Source organism: Castellaniella sp., assembly GCF_034675845.1.
Lineage (GTDB): Bacteria > Pseudomonadota > Gammaproteobacteria > Burkholderiales > Burkholderiaceae_B > Castellaniella.
The window spans coordinates 2,224,735-2,248,979 of the sequence record NZ_JAUCCU010000001.1 but is presented as its reverse complement, the minus strand read 5'-3'; the positions used below and the strand labels follow the sequence as shown (position 1 = coordinate 2,248,979).

Annotated in this window: 25 protein-coding genes; 16 read left to right on the top strand and 9 right to left on the bottom strand. The window is 60.0% G+C overall.

Annotated features, from left to right (window positions below):
• Positions 1-6: 6 nt before the first annotated feature.
• From VDP81_RS10810 to VDP81_RS10800, 3 genes are all read right to left on the bottom strand, one after another.
• On the bottom strand, positions 7-993 hold the full coding sequence (locus tag VDP81_RS10810) for an aromatic/alkene monooxygenase hydroxylase subunit beta (RefSeq protein WP_323012305.1): 987 nt from the start codon (positions 991-993) through the stop codon (positions 7-9).
• 31 nt (positions 994-1,024) lie between these two features.
• On the bottom strand, positions 1,025-1,276 hold the full coding sequence (locus VDP81_RS10805; protein ID WP_323012304.1) for a phenol hydroxylase subunit: 252 nt from the start codon (positions 1,274-1,276) through the stop codon (positions 1,025-1,027).
• Positions 1,277-1,387: 111 nt separating this feature from the next.
• Positions 1,388-1,720, bottom strand: coding sequence for a 2Fe-2S iron-sulfur cluster binding domain-containing protein (locus VDP81_RS10800; RefSeq protein WP_323012303.1), 333 nt, complete (start codon positions 1,718-1,720; stop codon positions 1,388-1,390).
• 361 nt (positions 1,721-2,081) lie between these two features.
• Between VDP81_RS10800 and ovoA the strand changes: the two genes are divergently transcribed.
• The 4 genes from ovoA (at position 2,082) to VDP81_RS10780 (ending at position 6,727) form a co-directional block, all read left to right on the top strand.
• Positions 2,082-4,238, top strand: a complete 2,157-nt coding sequence (gene ovoA, locus VDP81_RS10795) for a 5-histidylcysteine sulfoxide synthase (RefSeq protein WP_323012302.1) — start codon at positions 2,082-2,084, stop codon at positions 4,236-4,238.
• 178 nt (positions 4,239-4,416) lie between these two features.
• Positions 4,417-5,226, top strand: a complete 810-nt coding sequence (locus VDP81_RS10790; protein ID WP_322996293.1) for an amino acid ABC transporter substrate-binding protein — start codon at positions 4,417-4,419, stop codon at positions 5,224-5,226.
• 80 nt (positions 5,227-5,306) lie between these two features.
• Positions 5,307-5,987, top strand: a complete 681-nt coding sequence (locus VDP81_RS10785; protein WP_322996292.1) for an amino acid ABC transporter permease — start codon at positions 5,307-5,309, stop codon at positions 5,985-5,987.
• The gene (locus VDP81_RS10780) at positions 5,984-6,727 is read left to right on the top strand and encodes an amino acid ABC transporter ATP-binding protein (RefSeq protein WP_322996291.1); all 744 of its coding nucleotides are present in this window, start codon (positions 5,984-5,986) and stop codon (positions 6,725-6,727) included. The genes VDP81_RS10785 and VDP81_RS10780 overlap by 4 nt, the downstream gene beginning before the upstream one ends.
• 60 nt (positions 6,728-6,787) lie before the next feature.
• Here the strand turns inward: VDP81_RS10780 and VDP81_RS10775 are convergent, their stop codons facing one another.
• Entirely contained in the window at positions 6,788-7,681 is an 894-nt protein-coding gene (locus VDP81_RS10775) for a DMT family transporter (RefSeq protein ID WP_323012301.1), read from the bottom strand.
• Positions 7,682-7,791: 110 nt separating this feature from the next.
• Between VDP81_RS10775 and VDP81_RS10770 the strand changes: the two genes are divergently transcribed.
• Positions 7,792-9,252: a PLP-dependent aminotransferase family protein gene (locus tag VDP81_RS10770; RefSeq protein WP_322996289.1), complete on the top strand. Its 1,461-nt coding sequence runs from the start codon at positions 7,792-7,794 to the stop codon at positions 9,250-9,252.
• Positions 9,249-10,031, top strand: coding sequence for a uracil-DNA glycosylase (locus VDP81_RS10765; protein ID WP_322996288.1), 783 nt, complete (start codon positions 9,249-9,251; stop codon positions 10,029-10,031). The genes VDP81_RS10770 and VDP81_RS10765 overlap by 4 nt, the downstream gene beginning before the upstream one ends.
• On the opposite strand, the gene VDP81_RS10760 is transcribed toward VDP81_RS10765, so the two are convergent.
• On the bottom strand, positions 9,972-11,192 hold the full coding sequence (locus VDP81_RS10760) for a GGDEF domain-containing protein (RefSeq protein WP_323012300.1): 1,221 nt from the start codon (positions 11,190-11,192) through the stop codon (positions 9,972-9,974). The two genes, VDP81_RS10765 and VDP81_RS10760, sit on opposite strands and share 60 nt — an antisense overlap.
• A 210-nt stretch (positions 11,193-11,402) precedes the next feature.
• On the opposite strand from VDP81_RS10760, the gene VDP81_RS10755 reads away from it, so the two are divergent.
• Genes VDP81_RS10755 through VDP81_RS10745 form a run of 3 tightly spaced genes read left to right on the top strand, consistent with a single transcriptional unit; the run spans position 11,403 to position 12,939 of the window.
• Positions 11,403-12,101, top strand: a complete 699-nt coding sequence (locus tag VDP81_RS10755; protein ID WP_323012299.1) for an AzlC family ABC transporter permease — start codon at positions 11,403-11,405, stop codon at positions 12,099-12,101.
• A complete protein-coding gene (locus VDP81_RS10750) occupies positions 12,094-12,414 on the top strand; it encodes an AzlD domain-containing protein (RefSeq protein WP_322996285.1) in 321 nt (106 codons plus the stop codon). Before VDP81_RS10755 ends, VDP81_RS10750 begins: the two co-directional genes overlap by 8 nt.
• A 42-nt stretch (positions 12,415-12,456) precedes the next feature.
• Complete coding sequence (locus VDP81_RS10745; protein WP_322996284.1) at positions 12,457-12,939, top strand: YajQ family cyclic di-GMP-binding protein; 483 nt, start codon at positions 12,457-12,459, stop codon at positions 12,937-12,939.
• Between the two features lie 30 nt (positions 12,940-12,969).
• On the opposite strand, the gene trpB is transcribed toward VDP81_RS10745, so the two are convergent.
• The gene (trpB, locus tag VDP81_RS10740) at positions 12,970-14,178 is read right to left on the bottom strand and encodes a tryptophan synthase subunit beta (RefSeq protein WP_322996283.1); all 1,209 of its coding nucleotides are present in this window, start codon (positions 14,176-14,178) and stop codon (positions 12,970-12,972) included.
• A 219-nt stretch (positions 14,179-14,397) separates the two neighbouring features.
• Here trpB and VDP81_RS10735 point away from each other — a divergent pair, with 219 nt between their 5' ends.
• Both VDP81_RS10735 and VDP81_RS10730 read left to right on the top strand, forming a co-directional pair.
• Positions 14,398-15,108: an FAD-dependent oxidoreductase gene (locus VDP81_RS10735; RefSeq protein ID WP_322996282.1), complete on the top strand. Its 711-nt coding sequence runs from the start codon at positions 14,398-14,400 to the stop codon at positions 15,106-15,108.
• Positions 15,109-15,116: 8 nt separating this feature from the next.
• A complete protein-coding gene (locus VDP81_RS10730; protein WP_322996281.1) occupies positions 15,117-15,842 on the top strand; it encodes a type 1 glutamine amidotransferase in 726 nt (241 codons plus the stop codon).
• Here VDP81_RS10730 and VDP81_RS10725 read toward each other — a convergent pair.
• From VDP81_RS10725 to VDP81_RS10715, 3 genes are all read right to left on the bottom strand, one after another.
• Positions 15,808-16,701, bottom strand: a complete 894-nt coding sequence (locus VDP81_RS10725) for a Rossmann-like and DUF2520 domain-containing protein (protein WP_322996280.1) — start codon at positions 16,699-16,701, stop codon at positions 15,808-15,810. The two genes, VDP81_RS10730 and VDP81_RS10725, sit on opposite strands and share 35 nt — an antisense overlap.
• A gap of 6 nt (positions 16,702-16,707) precedes the next feature.
• Entirely contained in the window at positions 16,708-17,301 is a 594-nt protein-coding gene (gene wrbA / locus VDP81_RS10720) for an NAD(P)H:quinone oxidoreductase (protein WP_323012298.1), read from the bottom strand.
• A gap of 70 nt (positions 17,302-17,371) precedes the next feature.
• Entirely contained in the window at positions 17,372-17,737 is a 366-nt protein-coding gene (locus VDP81_RS10715) for a two pore domain potassium channel family protein (RefSeq protein WP_323012297.1), read from the bottom strand.
• Between the two features lie 225 nt (positions 17,738-17,962).
• Between VDP81_RS10715 and VDP81_RS10710 the strand changes: the two genes are divergently transcribed.
• From VDP81_RS10710 to cydC, 5 genes are read left to right on the top strand one after another with little or no spacing between them, the layout of a single operon-like run.
• Entirely contained in the window at positions 17,963-19,528 is a 1,566-nt protein-coding gene (locus VDP81_RS10710; protein ID WP_322996278.1) for a cytochrome ubiquinol oxidase subunit I, read from the top strand.
• A 15-nt stretch (positions 19,529-19,543) separates the two neighbouring features.
• A complete protein-coding gene (gene cydB, locus VDP81_RS10705; RefSeq protein ID WP_322996277.1) occupies positions 19,544-20,692 on the top strand; it encodes a cytochrome d ubiquinol oxidase subunit II in 1,149 nt (382 codons plus the stop codon).
• 18 nt (positions 20,693-20,710) lie between these two features.
• Positions 20,711-20,803, top strand: a complete 93-nt coding sequence (gene cydX, locus VDP81_RS10700) for a cytochrome bd-I oxidase subunit CydX (protein ID WP_322996276.1) — start codon at positions 20,711-20,713, stop codon at positions 20,801-20,803.
• Between the two features lie 12 nt (positions 20,804-20,815).
• Positions 20,816-22,621 (top strand): thiol reductant ABC exporter subunit CydD, encoded by a 1,806-nt coding sequence (gene cydD / locus VDP81_RS10695; RefSeq protein WP_322996275.1) that lies wholly within the window; start codon positions 20,816-20,818, stop codon positions 22,619-22,621.
• Positions 22,605-24,239 (top strand): thiol reductant ABC exporter subunit CydC, encoded by a 1,635-nt coding sequence (gene cydC / locus VDP81_RS10690; RefSeq protein ID WP_323012296.1) that lies wholly within the window; start codon positions 22,605-22,607, stop codon positions 24,237-24,239. Before cydD ends, cydC begins: the two co-directional genes overlap by 17 nt.
• Positions 24,240-24,245: the final 6 nt, after the last annotated feature.

Sequence of the window (24,245 nt, the reverse complement as noted above, 5' to 3'; positions counted from 1 at the left end):
TGTCTCCTACAGACCGGACTTTTTGAGCCGCGAGTCCAGTGTTGCGCGAGCCGACTGAACGGCAGCCGCCGCTTGGTCGCCGTGAGTGATCTTGGCAATGGGGAGTAGTGCCGCTTCTGCCTGTGGCAACAGACGATCCAGCCAGCCTTGCACGATCTGTTGGTTTTCGCTGGACTCGGCCACGATTGCCTTGGTGGTGGCATCTACCCATTTCCGGGTTTCGATAAACCATTCGGACATAAAGCGTGTCAGGGTTGCCAATGCAGTGCCGCCGGGCACATTGAGGTTGTCTTTGATGAAGGACTCAAAGATCAACGGATACATGAGGCCATCCAGCACCAGATTTTGGGCAATGTGGAGTTCGACGGGGTCCTGGATCACAAACGAGTCTTCGACATATTTGCGCAAGCCCTGCCATTCGGGGCTGTCTTGCCAAGCGGCTTTGGCGGCATCCAGCGTGGATGGGTCTGCCAGCACCAGGCCAATACGCGTGAGATATTGAGCAATGCCAAGGTGATCCATGGCATGAAAGACCGCAGCCTGCGCCAATGCCGCCCCGTAGCCATAAGCCCCGATCGAAGCATTATTCATGTTGGCGCCCCAGGCCACATGACGCAGCGGAACCAAAACAGTCAGTGCTTTTTCAAGCAAGGCCAGATCCATATCGGCGACAAGATTATTGTCTTCGACAAAGTTGAATCCGGCCTCGGCAACTTCCTGGCTGCGAGCGCGTGCGATGGTGTATGCACCATAATAATATTGGCGTGGGTCCTTCAGGACATACCAATCGGCCAGTTTGATGGCGCTGCGACTGGCATCAAAAATTTCGTATTGGGGACCCCACGTAGGCCGATAATGAAAATTGGCATCGGCCTGAAGATCGTAGGTGCCTTCTTGATAGCGAGAAGCAGGCTTATCACCAAATCGCCGAGCGATATGGCCGTAGGTTTGACGCAAAGGCTGCAAAGTTACGGTGCGCAGATCAATGCTCATTGATGTGCCTCCAAGATGTGAAAAGAATTGATCAACTCAGGCGTTTGACAGCCTGGCTGAGGCTTAGTCCCAGACCGGATTCATCAAGAGTGTCTCGGGGAGGAAGTTCTTCTGGTCGATTGATCTCGCAAAATGCAGCATAGGCATCACTTGGCAAAATCATTTCGACATAGATATCGGGCTCGCCAATCGCGAACTCGAATTCGATGAAACCATCTGTCCTTCGCTTAACCAGTCGGACATACATCCTGGTCACATCAATCGACACAGGTGTCGTTGGCATAGACTTGTCTCCTGAGGCGTGCCGGCCTATCTGGCGGGTTTGGATAACGCCACTATTTTTGCTTGTGGTTCTCCCTGTTCTATGCAGGGTGAAATAATTATATCGGGATTTTTATATTTTATCGAGAATTTTTTTCTTTGAGATACCAAAAGGCATTGCGGGAGGCCCTATCACCTGCAGTTGCAAGTCGGAACGGGGGTACAACTGACAAGCCAGGACCACGCCCTGAGACTCCTCGATTTCAGTCACCCGGGCTCGACTCATGCGACGCACCAGGTAATCACCAGAGGTAACCTGAACCTTGCAAACGCCACAGCCGCCTCCACGGCAACCCACGGGGATGCCTTGGTGACCTGAGCACTCCATGGAGCGCAACACATTGCTGGTTTCTGGACAAGAAAAGGTTTCGTTGCTGTCTTTGACATGGACTTTGTACGACGCCATGAAGCCTCCGCCCCGGATTTGACTGGGATTCCATTAATCTTGGTATTTTATTTATTCTCGATATTATTTCGAATGCTTGCATGAGTAAAGCAAGAAAGACTGCTTTCAAGAAAATTCTCTGCTCAATAATTCACATGGATTCATTTTTTACTGGGTAACCATGGAAAACCCTTGGTTTTTTGCCAGTAAGCTCCAGCAATGAACCCGCTTCATCCTTATCGACAGCCCGGTCATTCCAGCCTGAGTCGCCCAGTGGGTATATGATCAATCTCGAGAATAATAAATGCGGTATGCCTCTGCTGTACCATTGTTTGCAAGCAGTTCTGCCTGCCGCTTCGCAGGCACTCCAAAAGGATCTTCTATGACATCGCCTGCCCTGAACACAACACTCGCGCAGCAGCACGCCTCGACTACTGGCGCCCTGTTCTCCCGCACCCCAAATCTGGCCGATCCCGACACCGATCGCCTGCGAGCGACGATGCGGCAATATTTCCTGGAAACCTTCGATCGCTACGAATCCCTGTTCCAGTGCCTGGCCAGCGACGAGGCCTATTTCATCAAGCCCATCGCCCTGCGCCATCCGCTGATTTTTTACTTTGGTCACACCGCGACCTTTTTCGTCAATAAGCTGCTGCTCACCCGACTGATCGACCAGCGCCTGGACCAACGCCTGGAATCTGTGTTTGCCGTCGGCGTAGACGAAATGAGCTGGGACGATCTGGACGAGAAGAACTATACCTGGCCATCAGTGGCCGAGGTCCAGGTCTACCGTGACCGTGTCCGGAAAATGGTCTGCGACCTGATTGATCACGCCCCTTTGCAATCCCCCATCGACTGGCAAAATCCTTGGTGGGCCATCATCATGGGCGTCGAACACGAGCGTATCCACATCGAGACCTCGTCCGTGCTGATCCGCCAACACGCGCTTAAATACGTGCGCCCCGCCGCTGGCTGGGAACCCCAGACCGATACAGAGGCAACAGCCCCCGTCAACGAAACAATCCAGGTTCCCGCAGGGACCGTGCAGGTGGGCAAGGACTATGCCAGCCCGCAATATGGCTGGGACAATGAGTACGGACGACACACCGCCAATATCGAGGCTTTCCAGGCCAGTCGCTACCTGGTCAGCAATCAGGAATACTTGGCCTTTGTCGAGGCCGGCGGTTATCGCAACCACCGGGACTGGACTGAAGAAGGCCGCGAATGGCTGGATTTCAGTCGAGCTGCACACCCCACCTTCTGGGTCAAAAAAACCCAGGGCTGGGCGCTGCGTCTGATGACCCAGGAAATCCCGATGCCGTGGTCCTGGCCCGTTGAAATCAACTACCTGGAGGCCAAGGCCTTCTGCAACTGGAAAGCCGCCGAGACCGGGCAGCCGGTGCGCCTGCCCACCGAGGACGAGTGGTACCGGCTGTATGACGCCGCCGGCCTGCAAGACCCCACCGACCAGCCCTGCCAAGCCAATCTGCACCTGGACCACGGGGCATCCTCCTGCCCTGTGAATCGCTATGCTCACGGCGCATGGTTTGATGTGGTGGGCAATGTCTGGCAATGGACTGAAACCCCCACGTATCCTTTTGATGGTTTTGACGTCCACCCGGTTTATGATGACTTCACCACACCTACTTTCGATGGTCGCCATAATCTGATCAAGGGCGGGTCCTGGATTGCCTGCGGCAACGAAGCCGTGCGCGCCTCGCGGTATGCATTCAGGCGGCATTTTTTCCAGCATGCCGGTTTCCGCTACGTGATCTCGCATGTACCGGCCGAGGCGCCTGCCGCCTACTATGAAACCGACAAACTGATGTCCGAATACGCTGAGTTCCACTATGGCGAACGCTACTTCGACGTCGCCAACTTCCCCCAGACCCTGGCCCAGCTGGCCATCGATGCCATGGGTAGCCGCCCCCGTCGCCGCGCCCTGGATCTGGGTTGCGCCTCGGGGCGGGCCAGCTTCGAACTGGCCCGGGCCTTCGAGCACGTGACCGGGGTAGATTTCTCTGCCCGGTTCATCAACCAAGGGGTACAGCTGATCCAGACAGGGCAACTGCGCTACACCCTGACTGACGAAGGCGAACTGGTCTCTTATAAAGCCCGCAGCCTGGCCGACCTGGGCCTGCAGGACACGATAGATCGGGTCGAGTTCTATCAGGGCGACGCCTGCAACCTGAAACCCCAATTCACCGGCTACGACCTGGTGCTGGCCGCCAACCTGATCGACCGCCTGTATAACCCGGCCCAGTTTTTGGACCAGATCCACGAGCGGGTGGTACGTGGCGGCCTGCTGATGATTGCCTCGCCCTATACCTGGCTCGAAGAACACACACCGCGCCAGGCCTGGGTGGGCGGCTTCAAGAAAGACGCCGAGAATTACACCACGCTGGATGGACTGCAAGACCACCTGGGCGCGCATTTCCGCCTGGCGTCCGACCCCGTGGACGTGCCTTTTGTCATCCGCGAGACACGCCGCAAATTCCAGCACACCCTGTCTCAGGTCACGATCTGGGAACGGATCTAGGGACCCTCTGAACATAGAGGGTCCCTAGGGAACACAGGCATAAGAAAACAAAACCATATAACCAATTAATATATACTTAAAAACTGAAAAGCTTTGCAGGGACGGACAGGGATTATTAGAATGAAAACCTATAAAACAAGCCGTTTATATAACGGAATTGCTTAACCCCGAGGTCTCCATGAAAAAAATCTCTGCCCTGATTCTGGCCGCAGCATTACCGCTGCTGCTGGCCACTCCCGCCTCCCAGGCCGCCACCGATGGCGACCTGGCTGCCATTCAGCAGTCGGGTGTACTGCGTATTGGCACCGAAGGCACTTATGCGCCCTTTTCATTTCATGACCAGAAGGACAACCAACTGGTGGGCTTTGACGTAGACATTGCCCGCGCACTGGCCAAAGAACTGGGTGTCAAAGCCGAATTCGTCGAAGGCAAATGGGACGGTCTGATCGCCGGACTGAACGTCAACCGCTATGACGTCGTGATCAACCAGGTCGGCATCACGCCCGAACGCCAGGCCAAATACGACTTTTCCGTGCCCTATATTGCATCAGCAGCCGCCCTGATCGTTCGCGACGACAACACCGACATCAAGTCTTTTGAAGACCTGAAGGGCAAGCGCTCGGCCAACAGCATCACCAGCAATTTCGGCAAGCTGGCCCAAGGCTATGGGGCCGAGGTCGTGCCCGTACAGGGCTTCAATGATGCCATTGCCCTGTTGACCTCTGGCCGGGTCGATGCAACCATCAACGATCAATTGTCATTCCTGGACTTCAAGAAGCAACAGCCACAGGCCAAGGTCAAGCTCGTCGCCACCAACGACAGCGCTGAATACAGCAGCTCGGGGGTCTTGATGCGCAAAGACCAGCCCGCGCTAAAGGCCGCCATCGACAAGGCCATCGAGAAAATCAGCAAGGACGGCACTTATAAGTCCATCTCTGAACAGTATTTCGGCGAAGACCTGTCTCCCAAACCGTGGGCTGCACGCTAAGCTTTGCTTATCCCATGCGGCCAAGCCCGGCCAAACCCCGGGCTTGGCCGCATTTTTGCTAGATTCATAAGGACCCCTCTGTGCCAGACTGGCTAGAACTCATGTCGAACTCTCTTTGGCCTTTATTGGTCGGAGGGATAAAATTTACCGTACCACTGGCTATTCTGTCGTTTCTGGCCGGACTGGTGCTGGCGTTTCTGGCAGCCATTGCACGGCTGTTTGGCCCACCGCCTTTGGTGGCCGTCGTGCGTTTTTACATCTGGCTGATTCGTGGCACGCCCCTGCTGGTCCAGCTTTTCCTGATTTTTTACGGGCTACCCAGCATCGGTGTCGTCCTGGATCCGCTGACTGCCGCCCTGATCGGATTTTCCCTGAATATGGGGGCCTACAACGCTGAAGTCATCCGGGGGGCCATCGAAGCCATTCCGAAGGGCCAGTGGGATGCCGCCTATTCCCTGAGCATGACCCGCGCCCAGGCCCTGCGCCGCACGATTCTGCCGCAGGCGGCCCGGGTGGCCGTGCCCCCGCTGTCTAATTCCTTTATTGCATTGGTCAAAGACACGTCCCTGGCAGCCGTCATCACGGTGCCCGAGATTTTTCAGGCGGCCCAGCGCATCGCGTCGGTCACCTATGAACCGCTGATCCTATACACAGAAGCCGCCCTGGTTTACCTGGTGCTGTGCAGTTTTCTGTCGGCCGCGCAGACCCGCCTGGAACGCTATTTTGGCCAACATGCGGTTTTCTCGGAGGGCCAGCGATGATCCAATTAAGCAATATCCGTAAGTCTTTTGGCACCCACGAGGTCTTGAAGTCCGTCAGCGTCACCATCCAGGAGGGCCAGGTCACCGCACTGATCGGCCCATCCGGCAGTGGCAAAAGTACCTTGCTGCGCTGCGTGAATCTCTTGGAAACCCCGGACGAAGGCGAACTGTCCATTGGCGCGGATCATATCCGTTTCTTACCGGGCCGCCACCCGGAACGCATGGCGGTGCAGCGCATCCGCCAGCAAACCGGCATGGTATTTCAAAATTTTCAGCTGTTCCCGCACCAGACGGCTGTGCAGAACGTGATGGAAGGTCTGATTACCGTGAAGCGCTGGTCCCGTGACCGGGCGCACGTCCGGGCCTGCGAACTGCTGGAAAAAGTCGGCCTGAAAGATAAGATGGATGCCTGGCCGACCAGCCTGTCTGGCGGCCAACAGCAGCGCGTGGCCATTGCCAGGGCCTTGGCCCCCGAACCCCAGGTCCTGCTGTGCGACGAGCCCACCTCTGCGCTGGACCCTGGCTTGGCCACCGAAGTCGTGGCCGTGCTGAGCGATCTGGCCGCTGAGGGCATGACCATGCTGATGGCAACTCACGATCTGCGGCTGGCAGCCCATATCGCCAGTCAGACGGTGTTTCTGGAAGATGGCAGCGTGATCGAATCGGGTGAATCCAAGGCCTTGTTCGAGGCCCCTCAGGATCCCCGCACCCAGCGTTTTGTGGCGACTTTAGTCACCTGAGCCAACAATCGCTTTGGCTGGCTGAACCAGGCCCGGGACAGACCGCCTGCTGAAATACAGTCAGCGGGCAGGCGCAGACGTGGCGACGGGCGTAGCAGCCGTGTATTTTGCGCCGGCCACGCAGGCCACGACAAAGACCGTGACCACCACCATGGTCACGGTCACTGATTCGCCCAATAGCCAGGCCGACAACAGCAGCCCCAGAAAAGGCTGCAGCAACTGCAGCTGTCCTACTGCAGCAATGCCCCCCAGGGCCAGGCCGCGATACCAGAATACAAACCCGATCAGCATGCTGAACAAGGCCACATAGGCCAAACCCAGCCAGGCCGACATCGGCACCATGGCAGGATCGGCTGGCCACCACAGCCCCATCAAGGGCACGCTGATGGGCAGCGACAGGACCAGCACCCAGCAAATCACCTGCCACCCACCCAGGCGGCGCGACAGACGGCCACCCTCGGCGTAGCCATAGCCACAACTGAGAATCGCCCCCATCATCAGAGCATCTGCCCCCAGCGAACCGGAGCCATCCTGGCTGAAGGCAAAGCCCGCCACAGACGCCGCCCCCAGCACGGCAAAGGCCCAGAATGCCCGAGACGGGCGCTCGCCCCCCAGCCAAGTGCCGAATATGGCCGTGGCCAAAGGCAACAAGCCGATGAACACCAAGGAATGCGCCGACGTGATGGTGCGTAGTGCCAGCGCCGTGCACAATGGAAACCCAACGACCACCCCCAGCGCGACCAGCGCCAAAGTCCGCCATTCGGCCCGGGTGGGGCGCTGATTCTGATTGACCACGAGCAAAATCAGCGCCAACAACCCAGCCAAGGCGGCACGCCCGGCCGTGACAAACAAGGGGTCCAGCCCCAGCACCGCCACCCGCGTGGCAGGCAATGAGCCACTGAAAATCGCCACGCCTATTGCGCCATTGATCCATCCGCGTGTGTTTGCCTGCATAAAAGTCCTGTTTCTTCATGGGTTCTGAACAGATACTATGCCGCCCCACGTATTTTCAAGCCAGATACAGTCTGGTACAGTGAGTCTGAACTGTACTGGTTTTGGAAAACATGTCCGCGCCATCCACAAGCATCAGCCGCACCACGCATGTCATGCAGTATGTGCACCAGCGTATTGCTGCCCGAGAATGGCAGCCCGGCACGCGCCTGCCGTCCTTGCGTTCTATGGCCCGCCACCAGGGCGTATCCAAATCCACCGTGGTCGAAGCCTATGAACGGCTGGTGACAAACGGCACGATCCGCCCCCAGGCTGGCTCCGGTTTTTATGTTACTGGCCCGCTGGTGCCCCTGTCGCTGGCAGAAATCGGCCCGCGCCTGGACCGCCAAGTCGATCCGCTTTGGGTCGCCCGGCAATCCCTGGACACGGGCATCCAGGCGCTGAAGCCCGGCTGTGGCTGGCTACCCGCCAGTTGGATGCCCACCGAGGCCATCCGCCAGGCCCTGCGCAAGGCGGCGCGAGACCCCGCCGATGCCCTGACCGACTACGCCGCCGCGCTTGGCCTGCCGGCCTTGCGGGCGGCCATTGCACAACAGCTGTCGCAGCGCGGCCAGTCCGTGGACCCCAGGCAAATACTGATCACGGATTCCGGCACACAAGCCATCGACCTGCTGTGCCGGTTCCTGATCCGGCCAGGGGATACCGTGCTGGTGGACGACCCGTGCTACTACAACTTTCTGGCCCTGTTGCGCGCCCACCAGGCCACGGTCATCAGCGTGCCTTACCAGCCAGACGGCCCGGACATGGACCGCTTCCAGCACGCCTTGATCCAGCACCGTCCCCGGCTGTATCTCAGTAATTCCGGGCTGCACAATCCCACTGGGGCCAGTCTGTCTTCCCAGAAGGCGCGGCAGATCCTGGATCTGGCCCAAATGCATGATCTGATCCTGATCGAAGACGATATCTTCAGTGCCTTCGAACCTGCTCCATCGGCCCATCTGGCCTGGCTGGACGGGTTCCAACGCGTCGCCCAGGTCGGCAGTTTTTCCAAAACCCTATCGGCCAGCCTGCGCTGCGGCTATCTGGCGGTGCGCACTGACTGGATCGATGCGCTGGCCGATCTGCGCACCGCCACCACTTTTTCCGGGTCAGGCCTCACCCAGCACATTGTCAGCCACGTGTTGCAGGCGCCCGCCTGGCCCCGCCACCTCGGCATCTTGCGCCAGCGTCTGACCCAGGCCATGGGGCGCGCGGTTCCCCTATTGCAAGGGCTGGGCCTGGAGCCCTGGCACGTTCCACCAGGTGGTATGTTTATATGGTGTCGGCTGCCAGAGGGGCTCGACAGTAGTCTGTTGGCCACGCTGGGCCTGCGACACGGCCTGGTGCTGGCCCCGGGCAACGTCTTCAGCCTGTCCCAGGCCGCCGACAATATGCTGCGCTTCAATGTGTCCCAAATGGACGACCCTCGATTGCCCGAGCTGCTCAAAACCCTGATGCAACAGGCCCGCAACACGGCCCATTCTGCTGCGACGCCCAGCCCCTCATCCCTTTCATCGTTTCCATGCCCCCTATGACCGGATTACAGCCCACCGAAGTCCTCAATGCTTTCCAGGGTTCATTGCGCACGCAGATCGAAGCCCTGCCGCTGGCGTGGCGCACTGCACTAGAGGCGCCTCATCTGCAGAACGTACTGTCCCGACTCGATACTATGCTGTCCGAACGACTGGCCCAGGGAGCGGAAATCTATCCATTGCGGCCGTTCCGCGCCCTGATCGAGATTCCCCCCGAGGACGTGCAGGTGGTCATTGTCGGACAAGACCCCTACCACGGCCCCAATCAGGCGCAGGGCCTGGCGTTTTCCGTGCCGGATTTCTGCCCCACCCCGCCGAGTCTGCGCAATATGTTCAAGGAGCTGGCCCAGGAATACGGTGCACCCGAACACCCCCCACGCAATAGCCTGGTGCGCTGGGCCCGTCAGGGCGTGCTGCTGCTGAATACGTCCCTGACGGTCGAAGCTCATCAGCCGGCTTCACACGCCAAAAAGGGCTGGGAACACATTACCGACGCCCTGATCATGCGCGTACTGCGCGAATCCCGCCCCAAGGTGCTGATGCTGTGGGGCAACCACGCCCAGGCACGCAGCCACCTGCTGGAATTACAGGCCCCCGCCGGACCCGTGCAAGTGCTGATGGCCAACCACCCATCGCCGTTATCCGCCATGCGGCCTCCTCGGCCATTCATCGGCTGCGGACATTTTCGTCAGGCCAACGATTGGCTGCAGGCCCAGGGACAGTCAGGCATCGACTGGATGCTGGGGCGCAGCCCCAGCGCCGTCGCGGGATATGGCGGCTGATGCGTCCAGGGCCGCCTGAGTCACCTGCACCGGCCAGATCCGCACACAATCCCGACCGGATACCTTAGCGGCATAGAGAGCCTGATCGGCACAAGCCAGCAAACGATCCAGGTTGTAGTCGATCTGCTGCGCGCATGCGATCCCGATACTGACCGTCAACCGGCACGGCAAGCGGGAAGCCTGATCCGCCAGCCGCATGCGAATGCGGGTCGCCAGTGCCTGGGCGCTGAGTGGCCCCAGGTTCATCGCCAAAACGGTGAATTCCTCGCCGCCCAGTCGGGCAGGCAGGTGCTCCTTATCCGCGCACTCGCGCAGAACCTGGGAAAAACACACCAGGACCTCGTCGCCGGCCTCGTGCCCAAAGCGGTCGTTGACGGATTTAAACCAATCCAGGTCACACATCAGCACGGCGACATCGGCGTGATCCTGACGGGCGTGCTCCAGCATCGAGGCACCGCGCTCGAATAAGGCACGGCGATTGGGAAGCTTGGTCAGCGCATCATGCAAGGCAGCATAACGATAATTTTGTTCGGCCTGGGCGCGCACCATCATCAAAATGCCATATGACATGCTGACGGCAAAAAACAGGCCTTCGAAGATGACCAGGGCAAAATCCGGCCAGGTTCGCCAGACGGCGGACTGCAAGGGGCTGGCCACCATACGGTACAGGTAAAACAGCCCATGCAACGTCAGAAACAGCACAATGGCCAACGCAGCAGGATTGGATTTATGCCAGGCCGGCCTGACGGCCATCAGGCATGCGCCGATGTACACCAGGCTGAGGGCCGAATAACCGGCGGTACGCCAATTGGCGTTGGCGAAAAATACAGGCCATTGGCACAGCAGCAGCCAGACAAACGCCCCGACCCCCAAATACAGCCACTGCACAGGCTTGCCCCTGAAAATGTTCAGGCTGGTCCATAGACAAGCATGCGACGTGATAAACAGCATATTGGACACAATGATGACAGGCGTCTGCCATGCATCGTGCCCCCGAAACGCGCCTAGAAAAAACCCCAGGCAAGCCATCCACATGCCAACGGCCGCCCACAGCAAGGTGCGGTCTCGTCCCCCCTGAAAAGCCGCCATGAACGTCAGGCCGCCGACCAGGAAAAGAACAAAGGCCTCGATGATCAACATAGTGGTCGGATCAAGCGTCACGGGGCCCCCATCGTTTAGAACGGATATTTCATCATAAGTCCTCGTTTTTAACCATTGCCAACCTGCGGATCAACCCAGGCATGCGCCTCTTGACGGAATCAGGAAAATAGCACCCGCGCACGGATGCAAAGCCTGGATGGCTTCATGCTATCGTGCTGTATTCCTGCTGCTTGATCGCTTTAACCAGGCCTGCGCGCCTGTCGCATACCAATGTCTGCTTCTGCTACCCCGCTCTCCATTCCCAGCCTGACTGCCCCGGTGGCCATGGGGTATATCCCCTTGGGTGCCGTCTTCGGGTTTTTATTCGTCCAGGCCGGTGGAGCAGGCTGGCTGGCCCTGCTATCCAGCCTGCTGATCTACGCCGGGGCGGCGCAGTTCATGATGGTGCCTATGTTGGCTGCCGGACTGCCCTTGGGCACCATCGCCCTGGCCACCCTGGTCCTGAATCTACGGCACGTGTTTTACGGCCTGTCGCTGCTGAACCACATGCCGACCCAACGCTGGCAGCGTTGGTACAGCATTTTCTCCCTGACCGACGAGTCCTATTCTGTCCTGACCGCCTTGAAGCCGCAGGACCGCACACGCCGCATGGCGCTGGTCTGCGCCCTGAACCAGGGCTGGTGGGTGCTGGGCACCGCATTGGGGGTATTCCTGGGTGCGCGGGTGCAGATTGGCCTGACTGGCCTGGATTTTGTGCTGGCGGCCCTGTTTGCCGTGCTGGCCGTCGAACAATGGCGTGTCCGGCTGGATGCGGTCCCGATCTGGATTGCACTGACCGCCTATGTGGTGGCCCTGGTGGTGCTGCCAGGACAGGCCCTGGCCGTTGCGATTGCACTCAGCCTGATGGCCGCCGCACTGCGGCCGGCACGTCCAACCGTCGGCCGCCAGGCCCATTCTCAACATGACTGATACCCACTATGTTCTAGCGGCGATTGGCCTGATGGCCGCGATAACCGTCGGCCTGCGCGCCCTGCCGTTCATCGGTGGGCATTGGCTGCGGCGCCACCCCCTGGTGCATAAGCTGGGCGATGCCCTGCCCCTGTCCATCATGGTGCTGCTGCTGGTGGACACCGTTGCCAGCCAGGCAGGCAGCAACCCGGCTGGCATCTGGCAAGAACTGCTGGCCGTGGCTCTGGTGGTCTTGCTGCAATGGCGCACCCGGCAGACGCTGCTGAGCATTGTGGTCGGCACCGCTGCGTATATGGTGCTGCGGACGCTATGAACCCTACAATCAGGCTACTGTTTTACTGTTCAGGATATCAATATGCCCAGCTTTGACACTGTCTCCGAAGTCGACAAACACGAACTGACCAACGCCGTGGATCAGGCCAACCGAGAACTATCCACCCGCTTTGATTTCAAAGGCACTGACGCCAAGTTCGAATTGGATGGCTATGTGATCACCCAATCGGCCTCCAGCGCCTTTCAGCTCAACCAGATGTTGGATATTTTGCGCGGGCGGCTGTCGGCCCGCAGCATTGACGTACGCTGCCTGGAACTGGCCGATCCACTGGAAAACCTGGGGGGCGCCCGCCAGAAAATCACTATCCGCCAGGGCATCGAACAGGCCGTCTCGAAAAAACTGATCGCTGCCATCAAACAAGCCAAGATCAAGGTGGAAACCCAGATCACCGGCGACAAGCTGCGAGTCACCGGTAAAAAGCGCGATGACTTGCAAGAAGCCATCGCGCTGTTGCGCAAGACCGATGTAGACCTGCCGCTGCAGTTTCAGAATTTCCGGGACTGAAACCCGGCCACAGCCGACAGGCCGCCTGGCTTACAGATTCAGGATGTTGGCGACGTAATCGGCGTCTTTATCCCCCCGCCCGGACAGATTGATCAGAATATGCTGATCGGGTGACAGGCTGGGGGCGGTACGCATCGCCCAAGCCACGGCATGGGCGCTTTCCAGGGCCGGAATAATGCCTTCAACCCTGGACAGGGTCATGAAGGCATCCAGACATTCCTGGTCGGTCACCGCCTGGTAATCCACCCGCCCCAAATCTTTAAGATAGCTGTGCTGCGGCCCCACCCCTGGGTAATCCAGGCCCGAGGCAATGCTGTGGACCGCCGCCGGAGTGCCATCGGCATTTTCCAGCACATAGCATTTCATGCCGTGGATGGCACCGGGTTTCCCCATGCTGAGTGTCGCGGCATGCCGTCCTGGCTTGTCCACGCCTTCGCCCGAGGGTTCGACCCCCACCAGTTGGACATCGGCATCCGACAAAAAGGCCGTGAACAGCCCAATTGCGTTCGAGCCGCCCCCCACGCAGGCGGCGACCATATCCGGCAAGCGCCCATGGCGGTCCAGAAACTGCTGACGCGCCTCGCGCCCCACAATGCTTTGGAAATCCCGCACCATCATGGGAAAAGGATGCGGCCCAACCACCGAACCAATGGCATACAGGTATTCGTCCGGGTTGGTCAGGTATTCCTCGAAGGCGCTATCGACGGCTTCTTTAAGGGTAGCCGCCCCCTGGGTGACCGGCACCAGCTTGCAACCCAGAATGCGCATCTTGGTGACATTGGGGTGCTCTTTTTCGATATCGACCTGGCCCATATGAATTTCGCAGGGAATACCCACCAGCGCGCAAGCGGTCGCCAAGGCCACCCCATGCTGGCCTGCGCCGGTCTCGGCAATGACTTTTTTCTTGCCCATGAAGCGCGCCAACAGGGCCTCGCCCAAGCAATGATTGATCTTATGCGCCCCCGTGTGATTGAGATCCTCGCGCTTCAGGTGGATTTGGGCGCCGCCCAACTGCGTCGATAAGCGCCGCGCATGGAAGATCGGGCTGGGACGCCCGACATAATCGGCATATAACTGAGCGAGTTCTTCCTGGAAATCCTGGCGCTGCGTAATACGGGCATAGGCAGCGCCTATATCGTCCATGGCCTGTTTCAGGTGCGGCGGCACCAGTTGGCCTCCGTAAGGTCCAAAAAAACCATCGGCATCGGGCATGGGGGCAAAATCGGGCAGGCTGCTCATGGAAAATCCTGGGTGAGTGATGATAGGAATCAATTCAACAGAATATTGTGTGAGGCTTTCTGATGGTCGTCAATCGCGACAAACACGGGCTTGGTCGATGTCCCTGATGGCATCAGCGGCAAAGGACCGTCGTGGGGCGTTCAGTCCTATACTGCCGATGAGAGTTCCGCCCGACACTGACGTGAACCGCCTCCGTGATCAACGACAAAAGGCACAATCATGACGACTTATGATGTAAGACTGATAGGGAAACGCGATATCGCCGAAGGCTCGATGGAATTTACGCTGGAAAAGCCCGCCGACCTGGATATCCGGGCCGGGCAATTTTGCGACGTCAAGCTTCCCAGTCCGGAAGGCACGCCCAAGCACGACATGATGCACGGGTTTTCTTTTGTCAATGCACCCTTTGAGCCCCACGTCGTGGTCGCCACCCGCATGCGCGGCACGGCATTCAAAAACGCATTCAAAGCCACGCCGGACGGCACCATGGTGAAACTCATTGCGCCATTCGGGGATTTCACCCTGCACAAGACCGAAACCGTCCCGGCGGTTTTCATCATCGGCGGCATCGGCATTACCCCGGCGCGCAGCATGATTGTCCAGGCGCTGCACGACCATACCGCGCACCAGATCACGCTGATCTACGCCAACCGCACGCCGGCTCAGGCAGCCTATACCACCGAACTCCAACAACTGGCCGACACGCACCAGAACTTCACTTTCGTGCCTGTCTTCACCGAGACCCAGGTCGGCGGCGCCGAACACGGGCGCGTGAATGCCGACATGATTCGCCGCCATGTACCCGATCTGGCCACGCCCCGCTTTTACCTGGCTGGTCCCGAAGGCATGGTCAAGGCCATGCGGGCCCTACTGATTGCTACCGGCGCCAACGAAGACAATATCCGCGCTGAAGAATTCGAAGGCTATTGACCACGTCTATGAATATTGGCCTTCTGCAATGCGACGATGTCGCCGACGACCTGCAAGCACGGCATGGCAGCTATCCCGACATGATCCGCAGCCTGCTGCAGGCCGCCGATCCACGCGTCCAGTTAACCGTCTTTGCCTGCCACCAGGGGCAGTTTCCCCAGCAGGCCAGCGGGATGGATGGGTGGATCACCACCGGCTCGAAGTGCGGGGCCAATGATGATGCCGACTGGATCAAGCAGCTCGCAGATTTCATGCGTGCGCTGTGGCAGGCAAAACAGCCTCTGGTAGGGATCTGCTTTGGGCACCAACTGATGGCCAAGTCCCTGGGCGGGCAGGTAGTGCGCAGCCCAAGGGGCTGGGGCCTCGGTATCTACCCCACGACCATTGTCCAACGAGAACCCTGGATGAGTCCCTGGTATGCCGATGGATTACAGCTACTGGCCAGCCACCAGGATCAGGTGCTTGAGCTCCCACCCCAGGGTCGCGTACTGGCCCAAAGCGGGTTTTGTCCAATCTATATGATGCAGGTGGGCGAGACTTTTCTAGGCATTCAGGGTCACCCGGAATTCACCCGGGCATATTTGGCCGACCTGCTGGCTTCACGTCGCGGCCACCTGGATGCCCAGCGTCTGCAGGCAGCGCGCCACAGCCTGCGCCAACCTGAACATGGCATCGTGCTGGCACACTGGATACTGAATTTTATTCGGGGGGCAGCCTCAAAAGCTGCAACATAGCCTGCGCCCGCGTCGGGTCCAGGCGGTCGGCCTGCACGGCCAGACGCACACCGCGCTGGCCTAGCTGATCATAGAGCTGGCACATGGCCGGGTCCAATTCCTGCAAGGCGTGGCGATGCTGCTGTATCGTGCCGACATCCCCGCGCGACACCGGGCCAGGCATGCCCGCCGCCACCCCGCTATGGGCCAGGGACTCCAGGGTGCCGCGCAGCAGGGGCAACAAGGCATCCAGCGCCTGCTGTTCAGTGGCCCCCCAGGATTGCCATAAGCGCACGGCCTCGGCCATCAGGACATGAATATGCTGGGCAGCATAAGTACCCGAGGCGTGATAGCGCACCCGCGCATCCGGCGGCAGATCCAGGCCTTTACAGCCCAGCCGGGTGGCCAATTCCCCCAATTGCGCACGCAGTTCAGGATCATCGGCCTCGATCGCGACAGTGCAGCCTGGCAGGCTATCTGCCGCCACCCCGGCATCCACCCCAAAAGCCTGCATGGGATGGAAACCGCCCACCTGCGCGCCCGCCTGGCGGGCGGCCTGCAACGCCGCAACCGGGGTGGCGCCGCTGCAGTGCACCACCTGCTGGCCCGCACGCCAGGACAACGTCTGTGCCACCTGGGCAATGGCCGCATCGGGCGTGGTAATGAACACCAATGCACAATCATCAACCAAGGCCTGGGGGCTGACTGCCTGACAGTCTGTCAGCCGTTGGGCCATGTGTTGGGCAGAGGCGTCGTGACGGCTGGCCACCCGGCATACCGGCAAACCAGCCCGCTGCAGGGCCAGGGCCAGGGCGCTGGCCAGACGGCCAGCACCGATGAAGCCCAGGCGAGGCGCAGCGGCAGTCACTGGATCGTGCATCACGGATCAGGCAGAGATCTTTTCAGCGAACTGCACCAGCCGACGTGCCTGGTAGCCAATGCTGGCCTGGACCTCGTCGGTGAACGGCGCCCCCTGAGTGTGGCTATAACCATAGGGATTCCCGCCGGTCTTGAAGATACATGGGTCCGTAAACCCAGGCGCCACCACCAAACCGCCCCAGTGAAACACGGTGGTATAGAACGACAGAATGGTGGCCTCCTGGCCGCCATGGGTATTCTGGGCCGAGGACATGGCGGAAACCGCCTTATTGGCCAGACCGCCCTTGGCCCAGAAGCCCCCCAGGGTATCGATAAAGGCCCGCATCTGGCTGGCCATCACGCCAAAGCGCGTGGGGCACGAAAACAAATAGGCATTGGCCCATTCCAGGTCCTCTACCGTCGCATGCGGGATATCGGCGGTTTTGTCGGCCTGGGCCTTCCAGGCTTCCTGGCCGGCCACGACCTGGGCGGGAGCGGTTTCGGGCACCTTCAGCAAACGCACCTCGGCCCCCGCCGCCGTGGCTGCCTGGGCGGCGATGGAGGCCATCTGGTGGTTGGTGCCATAGGTGGAGTAGTAAACAATGGCAAGTCTGACGCTCATGGAGATCTCCTGAGAAATTCACACAATGACGACCATCAATCGAGCACATGGCCTGCGCCGACTGTACACCCTATTTGTTTTCTTCGTCATCATCCGGGCGTTCGTCCAGATGTAGCTTATGCAACACACGATGGGCCAGCGGGGCCAGCACAATCCCCAAGGTGGCCATGAAGACCAGGCCCACAAAAATGCCATACACGGAAAAAAACAGCTTGCCCGCGACTGTCGTGGGCAAGGCAATAGTGCCAATACCCGCCACAATCAGGGCTATATTGAAAACGGCATCGTGCAAATTGATCGATTCGAACCACATATTGCCTGCCACCCCCAGCACCATGATGACTGCGATCACTCCGACGGCATACAGGGAGTGCACCAGCAAGCGCCAGGCAAAACGGTGTCTGGGCAACAGGTCTTCGTGTTTTGATTCGTACATGGCAATACCTACTTTGTAGCTAGACTATATTGAGCAGGCGTGAACCCCATCCTTTGGACGGTTTGTTGCACAACGCGCATCTTAACCCAAGGGACGAATACTAGCTCAAGGTTACTCGTTGTATTGCTCGCATCCCTCCGCAAAAGCGCGATGTTTCTCTTTGTTGGCCCGTGATAAAGTGACAAACATGAAGTCACCATATCCCAGATGCCATGAAGGGCAATCATGATTGATCCCACCTTAGTAGATCTGTCGCGCATCCAGTTTGCGTCTACAGTGATGTACCACTTTTTGTTTGTACCGCTGACGCTGGGCCTGTCGTTCCTGCTGGCCATCATGGAAACCATTTACGTGATGACTGGCCGCGCCATCTGGCGACGCATGACGATATTCTGGGGGGGGCTGTTCGGCATCAATTTTGCCCTGGGAGTCGCCACCGGGGTGGTGATGGAGTTCCAGTTCGGCATGAATTGGGCCTATTACAGCCAGTATGTGGGTGATATTTTCGGGGCACCCCTGGCCATCGAGGGCCTGATGGCCTTTTTCATGGAAGCCACCTTCGTCGGCCTGTTCTTCTTTGGCTGGGATCGCATGTCGAAAATCAGCCACCTGATCATCACCTGGCTGGTGGCCATCGGCTCGAACTTCTCGGCCCTCTGGATTCTGATTGCCAATGGCTGGATGCAGAATCCCGTCGGGGCGGTCTTCAATGCCGCGACCATGCGCATGGAACTGACCGACTTCGGGGCGGTGATCTTCAACCCCGTCGCCCAGGCAAAGTTCGTGCACACTGTCAGTGCCGGTTATGTCATGGGCTCTATGTTCGTGATGGCCGTCAGCGCCTGGTATCTGATCCGCAACCGCCACCACGATCTGGCCCGACGCTCCATGATCGTCGCCGCCAGCTTCGGCCTACTGGCCTCTTTGTCGGTCGTGGTGCTGGGCGACGAAAGCGGCTACCTGACCACCGAACACCAGAAAATGAAGCTCGCCGCCATCGAGGCCATGTGGGAGACAGAACCCGCCCCCGCCAGCTTCAACTTGTTCGCCATCCCCGACCAGGCGGAAAAGAAAAACTATCTCGATATTGAAATCCCCTATGTGATGGGAATCATCGGTACGCGCTCGCTGGACACGCCCATCCCTGGCATCAACGAATTGGTCGAACGCGCCAAACAATGGACACGAGAAGGCTTGTTGGCGTATTCCGCCCTGCAGACGCTGCAGGCCAATCCAGATGACCAGGCCGCCGAGGCCCAATTCCTGAAATACCGCCACAACATGGGCTATGCCCTGCTGCTGAAACGCTACATGACAGACATTACCCAGGCCACGGAAGCCGACATCGCCCTGGCGGCCAACAGCACCGTGCCAGAGATCGCCCCGCTGTACTGGACATTTCGCATCATGGTGGCCTGCGGCTTGTTCTTCATCGGTTTTTTCATCTATGCGTTCTGGCTGGCCTCGACCCGCCAACTGCTCAGCTCACCCCGTTTCTGGCGGGTTGCTCTGTGGGCGCTGCCCCTGCCATGGATCGCCATCGAATGCGGCTGGTTCGTGGCTGAATTCGGTCGCCAGCCCTGGGTGATCGAAGGCATACTGCCCACCTTTTATGCCGTATCCAGCTTGCAGGTCAGCGATCTGCTGATCTCGCTGGCGTTTTATGCCGTGCTGTATACCATTTTGCTGATCGTGGGCATCAAGGTCATGCTGAAAGCCGTCCGCCAGGGGCCCCACGAACCTGATGACGCCGCCCCAAAACCGGGCCTGCCAGACGTATCTCGCGCCTAACCCCAGGAACACATCATGGATACCCTGATTCCCTTTGATTTTTCTACCCTGCGCGTGATCTGGTGGGTGCTGCTGGGCTTGTTGCTGACCGGCTTTGCGATCATGGACGGCTTTGATCTGGGGGTGGCGGCAGCCCTGCCCCTGGTGGCCAAGACCGACACTGAACGGCGCATCGTGCTGAATGTCATCGGCCCCGTCTGGGAAGGCAACCAGGTCTGGCTGATTCTCAGTGGCGGCGCCGTCTTTGCCGCGTGGCCTTTGCTGTATGCCATGGCATTTTCCGGCTTTTACCTGGCCATGCTGCTGTTGCTGCTGACGCTGATCCTGCGCCCCATCTGCTTTCAGTACCGCAGCAAGATGCACGGCACCCGCTGGCGCAGCACCTGGGATGGTCTGCTGTGCGCCTGCGGGGTGGTGGCCTCGCTGGTATTTGGCGTGGCCGTAGGCAACGTCATCCTGGGCGTGCCCTTTGACTACGAAGTCGCTACCTTGCGCCCGTTCTATCATGGCACCATATTTGATCTGTTCACGCCCTTTCCCCTGCTGTGCGGGGTGCTGGCCCTGTGCATGATGCTGATGCACGGCACCATCCTGCTGGCCTGGAAAACCGAGGGCGACATTGCGGCACGGGCGCGCAGGCTGACCCGTCTTTGTGGCCTGCTGACCGCCGTGCTGTTCGTGGTGGCAGGCAGCTGGGTGGCCTGGGGCATGCACGGCTACGTCATCAGCAGCCCCATCGTCTATGACGCCATTTCCACGCCGCTGGGCAAAACCGCCCAGATCGTCGACGGCGCCTGGATGCACAACTATGCGCGTTGGCCGCTGATGTGGCTGGCCCCCTTAATTGGTGTCTTGGGGGCCGTGCTGGCCGCGCTACTGGTGGGCCGACCCAATAAGGTCTGGGCGTTCCTGGCCTCTACCGCCAGTTTGACAGGCGTACTCTGGACATTCGGTCTAAGCCTGTTTCCCTTTTTATTGCCCTCGTCGCTGAATCCCAATGTCAGTCTGACAATCTGGGACGCCTCTTCCAGCCAGGCGTCCTTATGGATCATGCTGTTGGCGACGATTATCTTCCTGCCCATTGTTATTGCGTACACCTCCTGGGTGTACCGCGTGATGCGCGGCAAGGTCACCGAAAAAAATCTCGAAGGTCATGCTTACTAAGCCTGACAAGGAGCTCTCATGTGGTATTTTTCCTGGGCCTTAGGACTGGGACTGGCCTGCGCCTTCGCCATACTCAATGCCTTGTGGCATGAACTCAGCGAGGACGAGTAAAGCAGCCAGCCCATGTCTGGCCGCGCGTCATCCGCCCCAAGATCGACGGACACGACCCTAGATCCGACGCAATCGCGCTGGCTGGCCAAGCTGTGGCGCCAGCAGCGCACCCGCTTCATCTGGGCCGTAGCCGCCCCCTTGCTGGTCGGGCTGCTGCTGGTCGTTCAGGTCGGGCTGCTGGCGCAGGTATTGGGCGGGGTCATCAACCACGACCTGCCCGGCACCGATAGCTGGCCCTGGATCGCCGGCATTGCCGGACTGGTGCTGCTGCGGGCGGTCCTGTCCTTTTCCGGCGAACGCGCCGCCAGCCGTGCCGCCGAGGCCATCAAGGCGGCACTGCGCCAGGCCCTGTTCAAGCAATTGCTGGCCCACGGGCCTCACTGGACGCGCCAGCAGGTCTCAGGCGAACTGGCCAGCGCCCTGGTCGATCAGGTCGAACAATTGGACGGTTTCCTCAGCCGCTACCAGGCCTCAGCCATTGCCGCCGTCTTTCTGCCCTTGGCGTTTGGGTTGGTGCTGCTGCCGCTGGACTGGCTGGCGGCCCTGATCATGCTGCTGACGGCCCCCTTGATTCCGGTCTTTATGGCCCTGGTGGGCTGGGGGGCCGAAGCCGCCAGCCAGCGCCACCAGCAGGAAATGACCCGTTTGTCCGGCGTCTTCACCGACCGCCTGCGCGGTGCCTTTACCTTGCGGCTGTTTGGCCGGGCAGACGATGAAACCACCGCCATGCGCGACGCCAGCCAACGCTTGAGCCAACGCACCATGGCGGTGCTGCGCATAGCCTTTCTGTCATCTGCCGTGCTGGAGTTCTTTGCCGCCCTGGGGGTCGCCGCCATGGCCCTGTATATCGGCCTGAGCTACCTGGGATATCTGCAGTTTCGCGCCGAGGCGATCAGCCTGCCTCTGGGATTATTTGCCTTGTTCATGGCACCCGAGGTCTATAACCCCCTGCGCCAGATGGCGGCCAACTACCACGACCGGGCAGCGGCCCGCGCCGCCGTGGGGCAGATCGACCAATTGTTTGGTGGCCTGCCGAATCTGGCTGCCGACCCAGCGCATCCGCTAGTCCTGGCGACCCAGGAAGTGTCCGACGCCAGGTATTGGACGCCCGCCGCAGCACGCGATGCCAGCATCCAGCTGCGGGGCTTGAGCCTGCCCGGTCGACATCCAGACGAATTTCTATTGCGGGATATCACGCTGCACATGCAAGCTGGCGAGCATCTGGCCATCATGGGCCATAGTGGGGTCGGCAAGACCACGCTGCTGGAAACCTTAGTGGGCTTGCGCGGTGCAGGCCTTGGCCAGCTTAGCCTGTTGGGTCAATCCAGAACACTGACCCCAGACGGCCCCGCCCAGCCTCACCCTGCCCTGGGAAAAGACCTGGCCTATATCGGCCAGCGCCCCTTCTTTCTGGCAGGCTCGGTGGCCGACAACCTGCATCTGGTGGCACCGGACGCCCCGGAGGCCGACTTGCTACAGGCGCTGGATCAGGCCTGCGCGTTGGATTTCGTGCTGGCCAGCCCGCTGGGCCTGCACATGCCCCTGGGCGAGGCCGCCTACGGTCTGTCGGGTGGCCAGCGTCAGCGTCTGGCGCTGGCCCGTTTATTTTTGCTGAACCCTGCCCTGGTGGTGCTGGACGAACCCACCGCCCATCTGGATGCCGACACCAGCCGCCAACTGATGGCCTCGCTGCAGCGCTTCTGTGCCGGGCGCACCCTGATCGTGGCCACCCACGACATCGCGGCGGCACACACCCTGGGTCGCAGGATCAACCTGGATGAACTGAAGGACTTGCCTGACCATGCCGCGCAGGTTTGAAAGCATCGCCTGGTTCTTGCCCCGCTGGCGGCCTTTGCTGGCGGCGGTCCTGGTGGCACTGGTCACCGTGTGGGCCGGAGTGGGCTTATTCATGGTGGCCGGCTGGTTTTTGACAGCGGCATTTCTGGCAGGCTCCATGCTGGGGTTCGATCTGTTCGCGCCATCGGCCTTGATTCGCGGCCTGTCGTTCCTGCGCATCGGATCGCGCTACGGCGAACGGGTGCTGGGGCATGCCGCTACCCTGGATTTACTGGCCGAACTGCGTACCCGGGTATTCGCGCACACCATGACTTTCAGCCCGGCCCAGTTGGCCAACTGGCGCGAAGGCGACCTGGTGGCGCGCTTGACCAATGATGTAGACGTGCTGGACAGCGTATTTCTACAGTTGATCTCCCCCGCCCTGGTGGCCTGTCTGGCAGCGCTGTCTTTCGGAGTGCTGGCGGGCCAGTATGCCCCCTGGCTGGCGACCTCGGTGGCCTTGTTGCTGGTGTTTGCCTCCCTGTGCGTTCCCGCCCTGCTGGCCTGGCGCGCACAAGCGCCCGGCGCCCAGTTGCAACTGCATGCCGCCTGGACCCGCAACCAGATCCACCAAGCCGTCCAGGCACACGCCGACATCACGGCCTTTGCCCTGCAGGACAGCGCTCAAATCCAATTTTCCCAAGCCTGCCAGCAGTTGGCCCAAGCGCGGGATCGCCTGTCCGCTCTGGGAGCCTGGGGTCAGTTGCTGCAACAGCTCGTCCTGGGTCTGGCCCTGGTGCTGATGCTGCTGTTGGGCATGCACGCCATCCAGGCCGACGCACTAGACGGCCCGGTGTGGGTGGGCATCGTGCTGGGGGGGCTGGGCCTGTTCGAAGTCGTCGGCCCACTGATGCGCGGCGCATCCCGCGCCGGGGCCATGAGCAAGGCTGCCGCCCGCGTGCGCCAACTATTGACTACGCCCGCCAGCCAGATGATCGTGGATCAGCCCGTCAGCCTGCCCACCGAGGGAACTCTGGCCCTGCAACAGGTTTCTTTTCGCTACGCAGATGGCCCGTGGGTCTTGCAGGATCTGGACCTGCGCGTCGAGCCCGGCGAACGGGTCGCCATCATGGGGGCCAGCGGGGCCGGCAAATCGACCTTGTTGTCGCTATGCCTGCGGATCATGGACCCCCAACAAGGTTGCGTCAGCCTGGGCGGGGTGGATCTGAAACAGACCCAGCCCGACGAACTGCACACCCGGATTGCCCTGCTGTCACAGTTTTCGCCTGTATTCCTGGGCACGGTGCGCGACAATCTGTGCATTGCCTGCCCGCAGGCCACCGATACACAATTGTGGCAGGCGCTGGCCCAGGCCCAACTGGGCGGCTTCATCAGCAGCCTGACCCACGGCCTGGATACCTGGGTGGGTGAGTCCGGACAGACCTTATCCGCTGGCCAGGCCCGCCGCCTGTGCCTGGCCAGACTGCTGCTGTCGCCCGCCCGGATCTATCTGCTGGACGAGCCGGTATCGGGCCTGGACCATGACACAGCCCAGGCATTTTTCAAGGACCTGGCCCAGGCCACCGCAGGACGCACGGTGCTGGTTGCCACCCATGCTCGGGTACCAGATGGCGTATTCGACAGAATCATTGAAATATGAAGCATA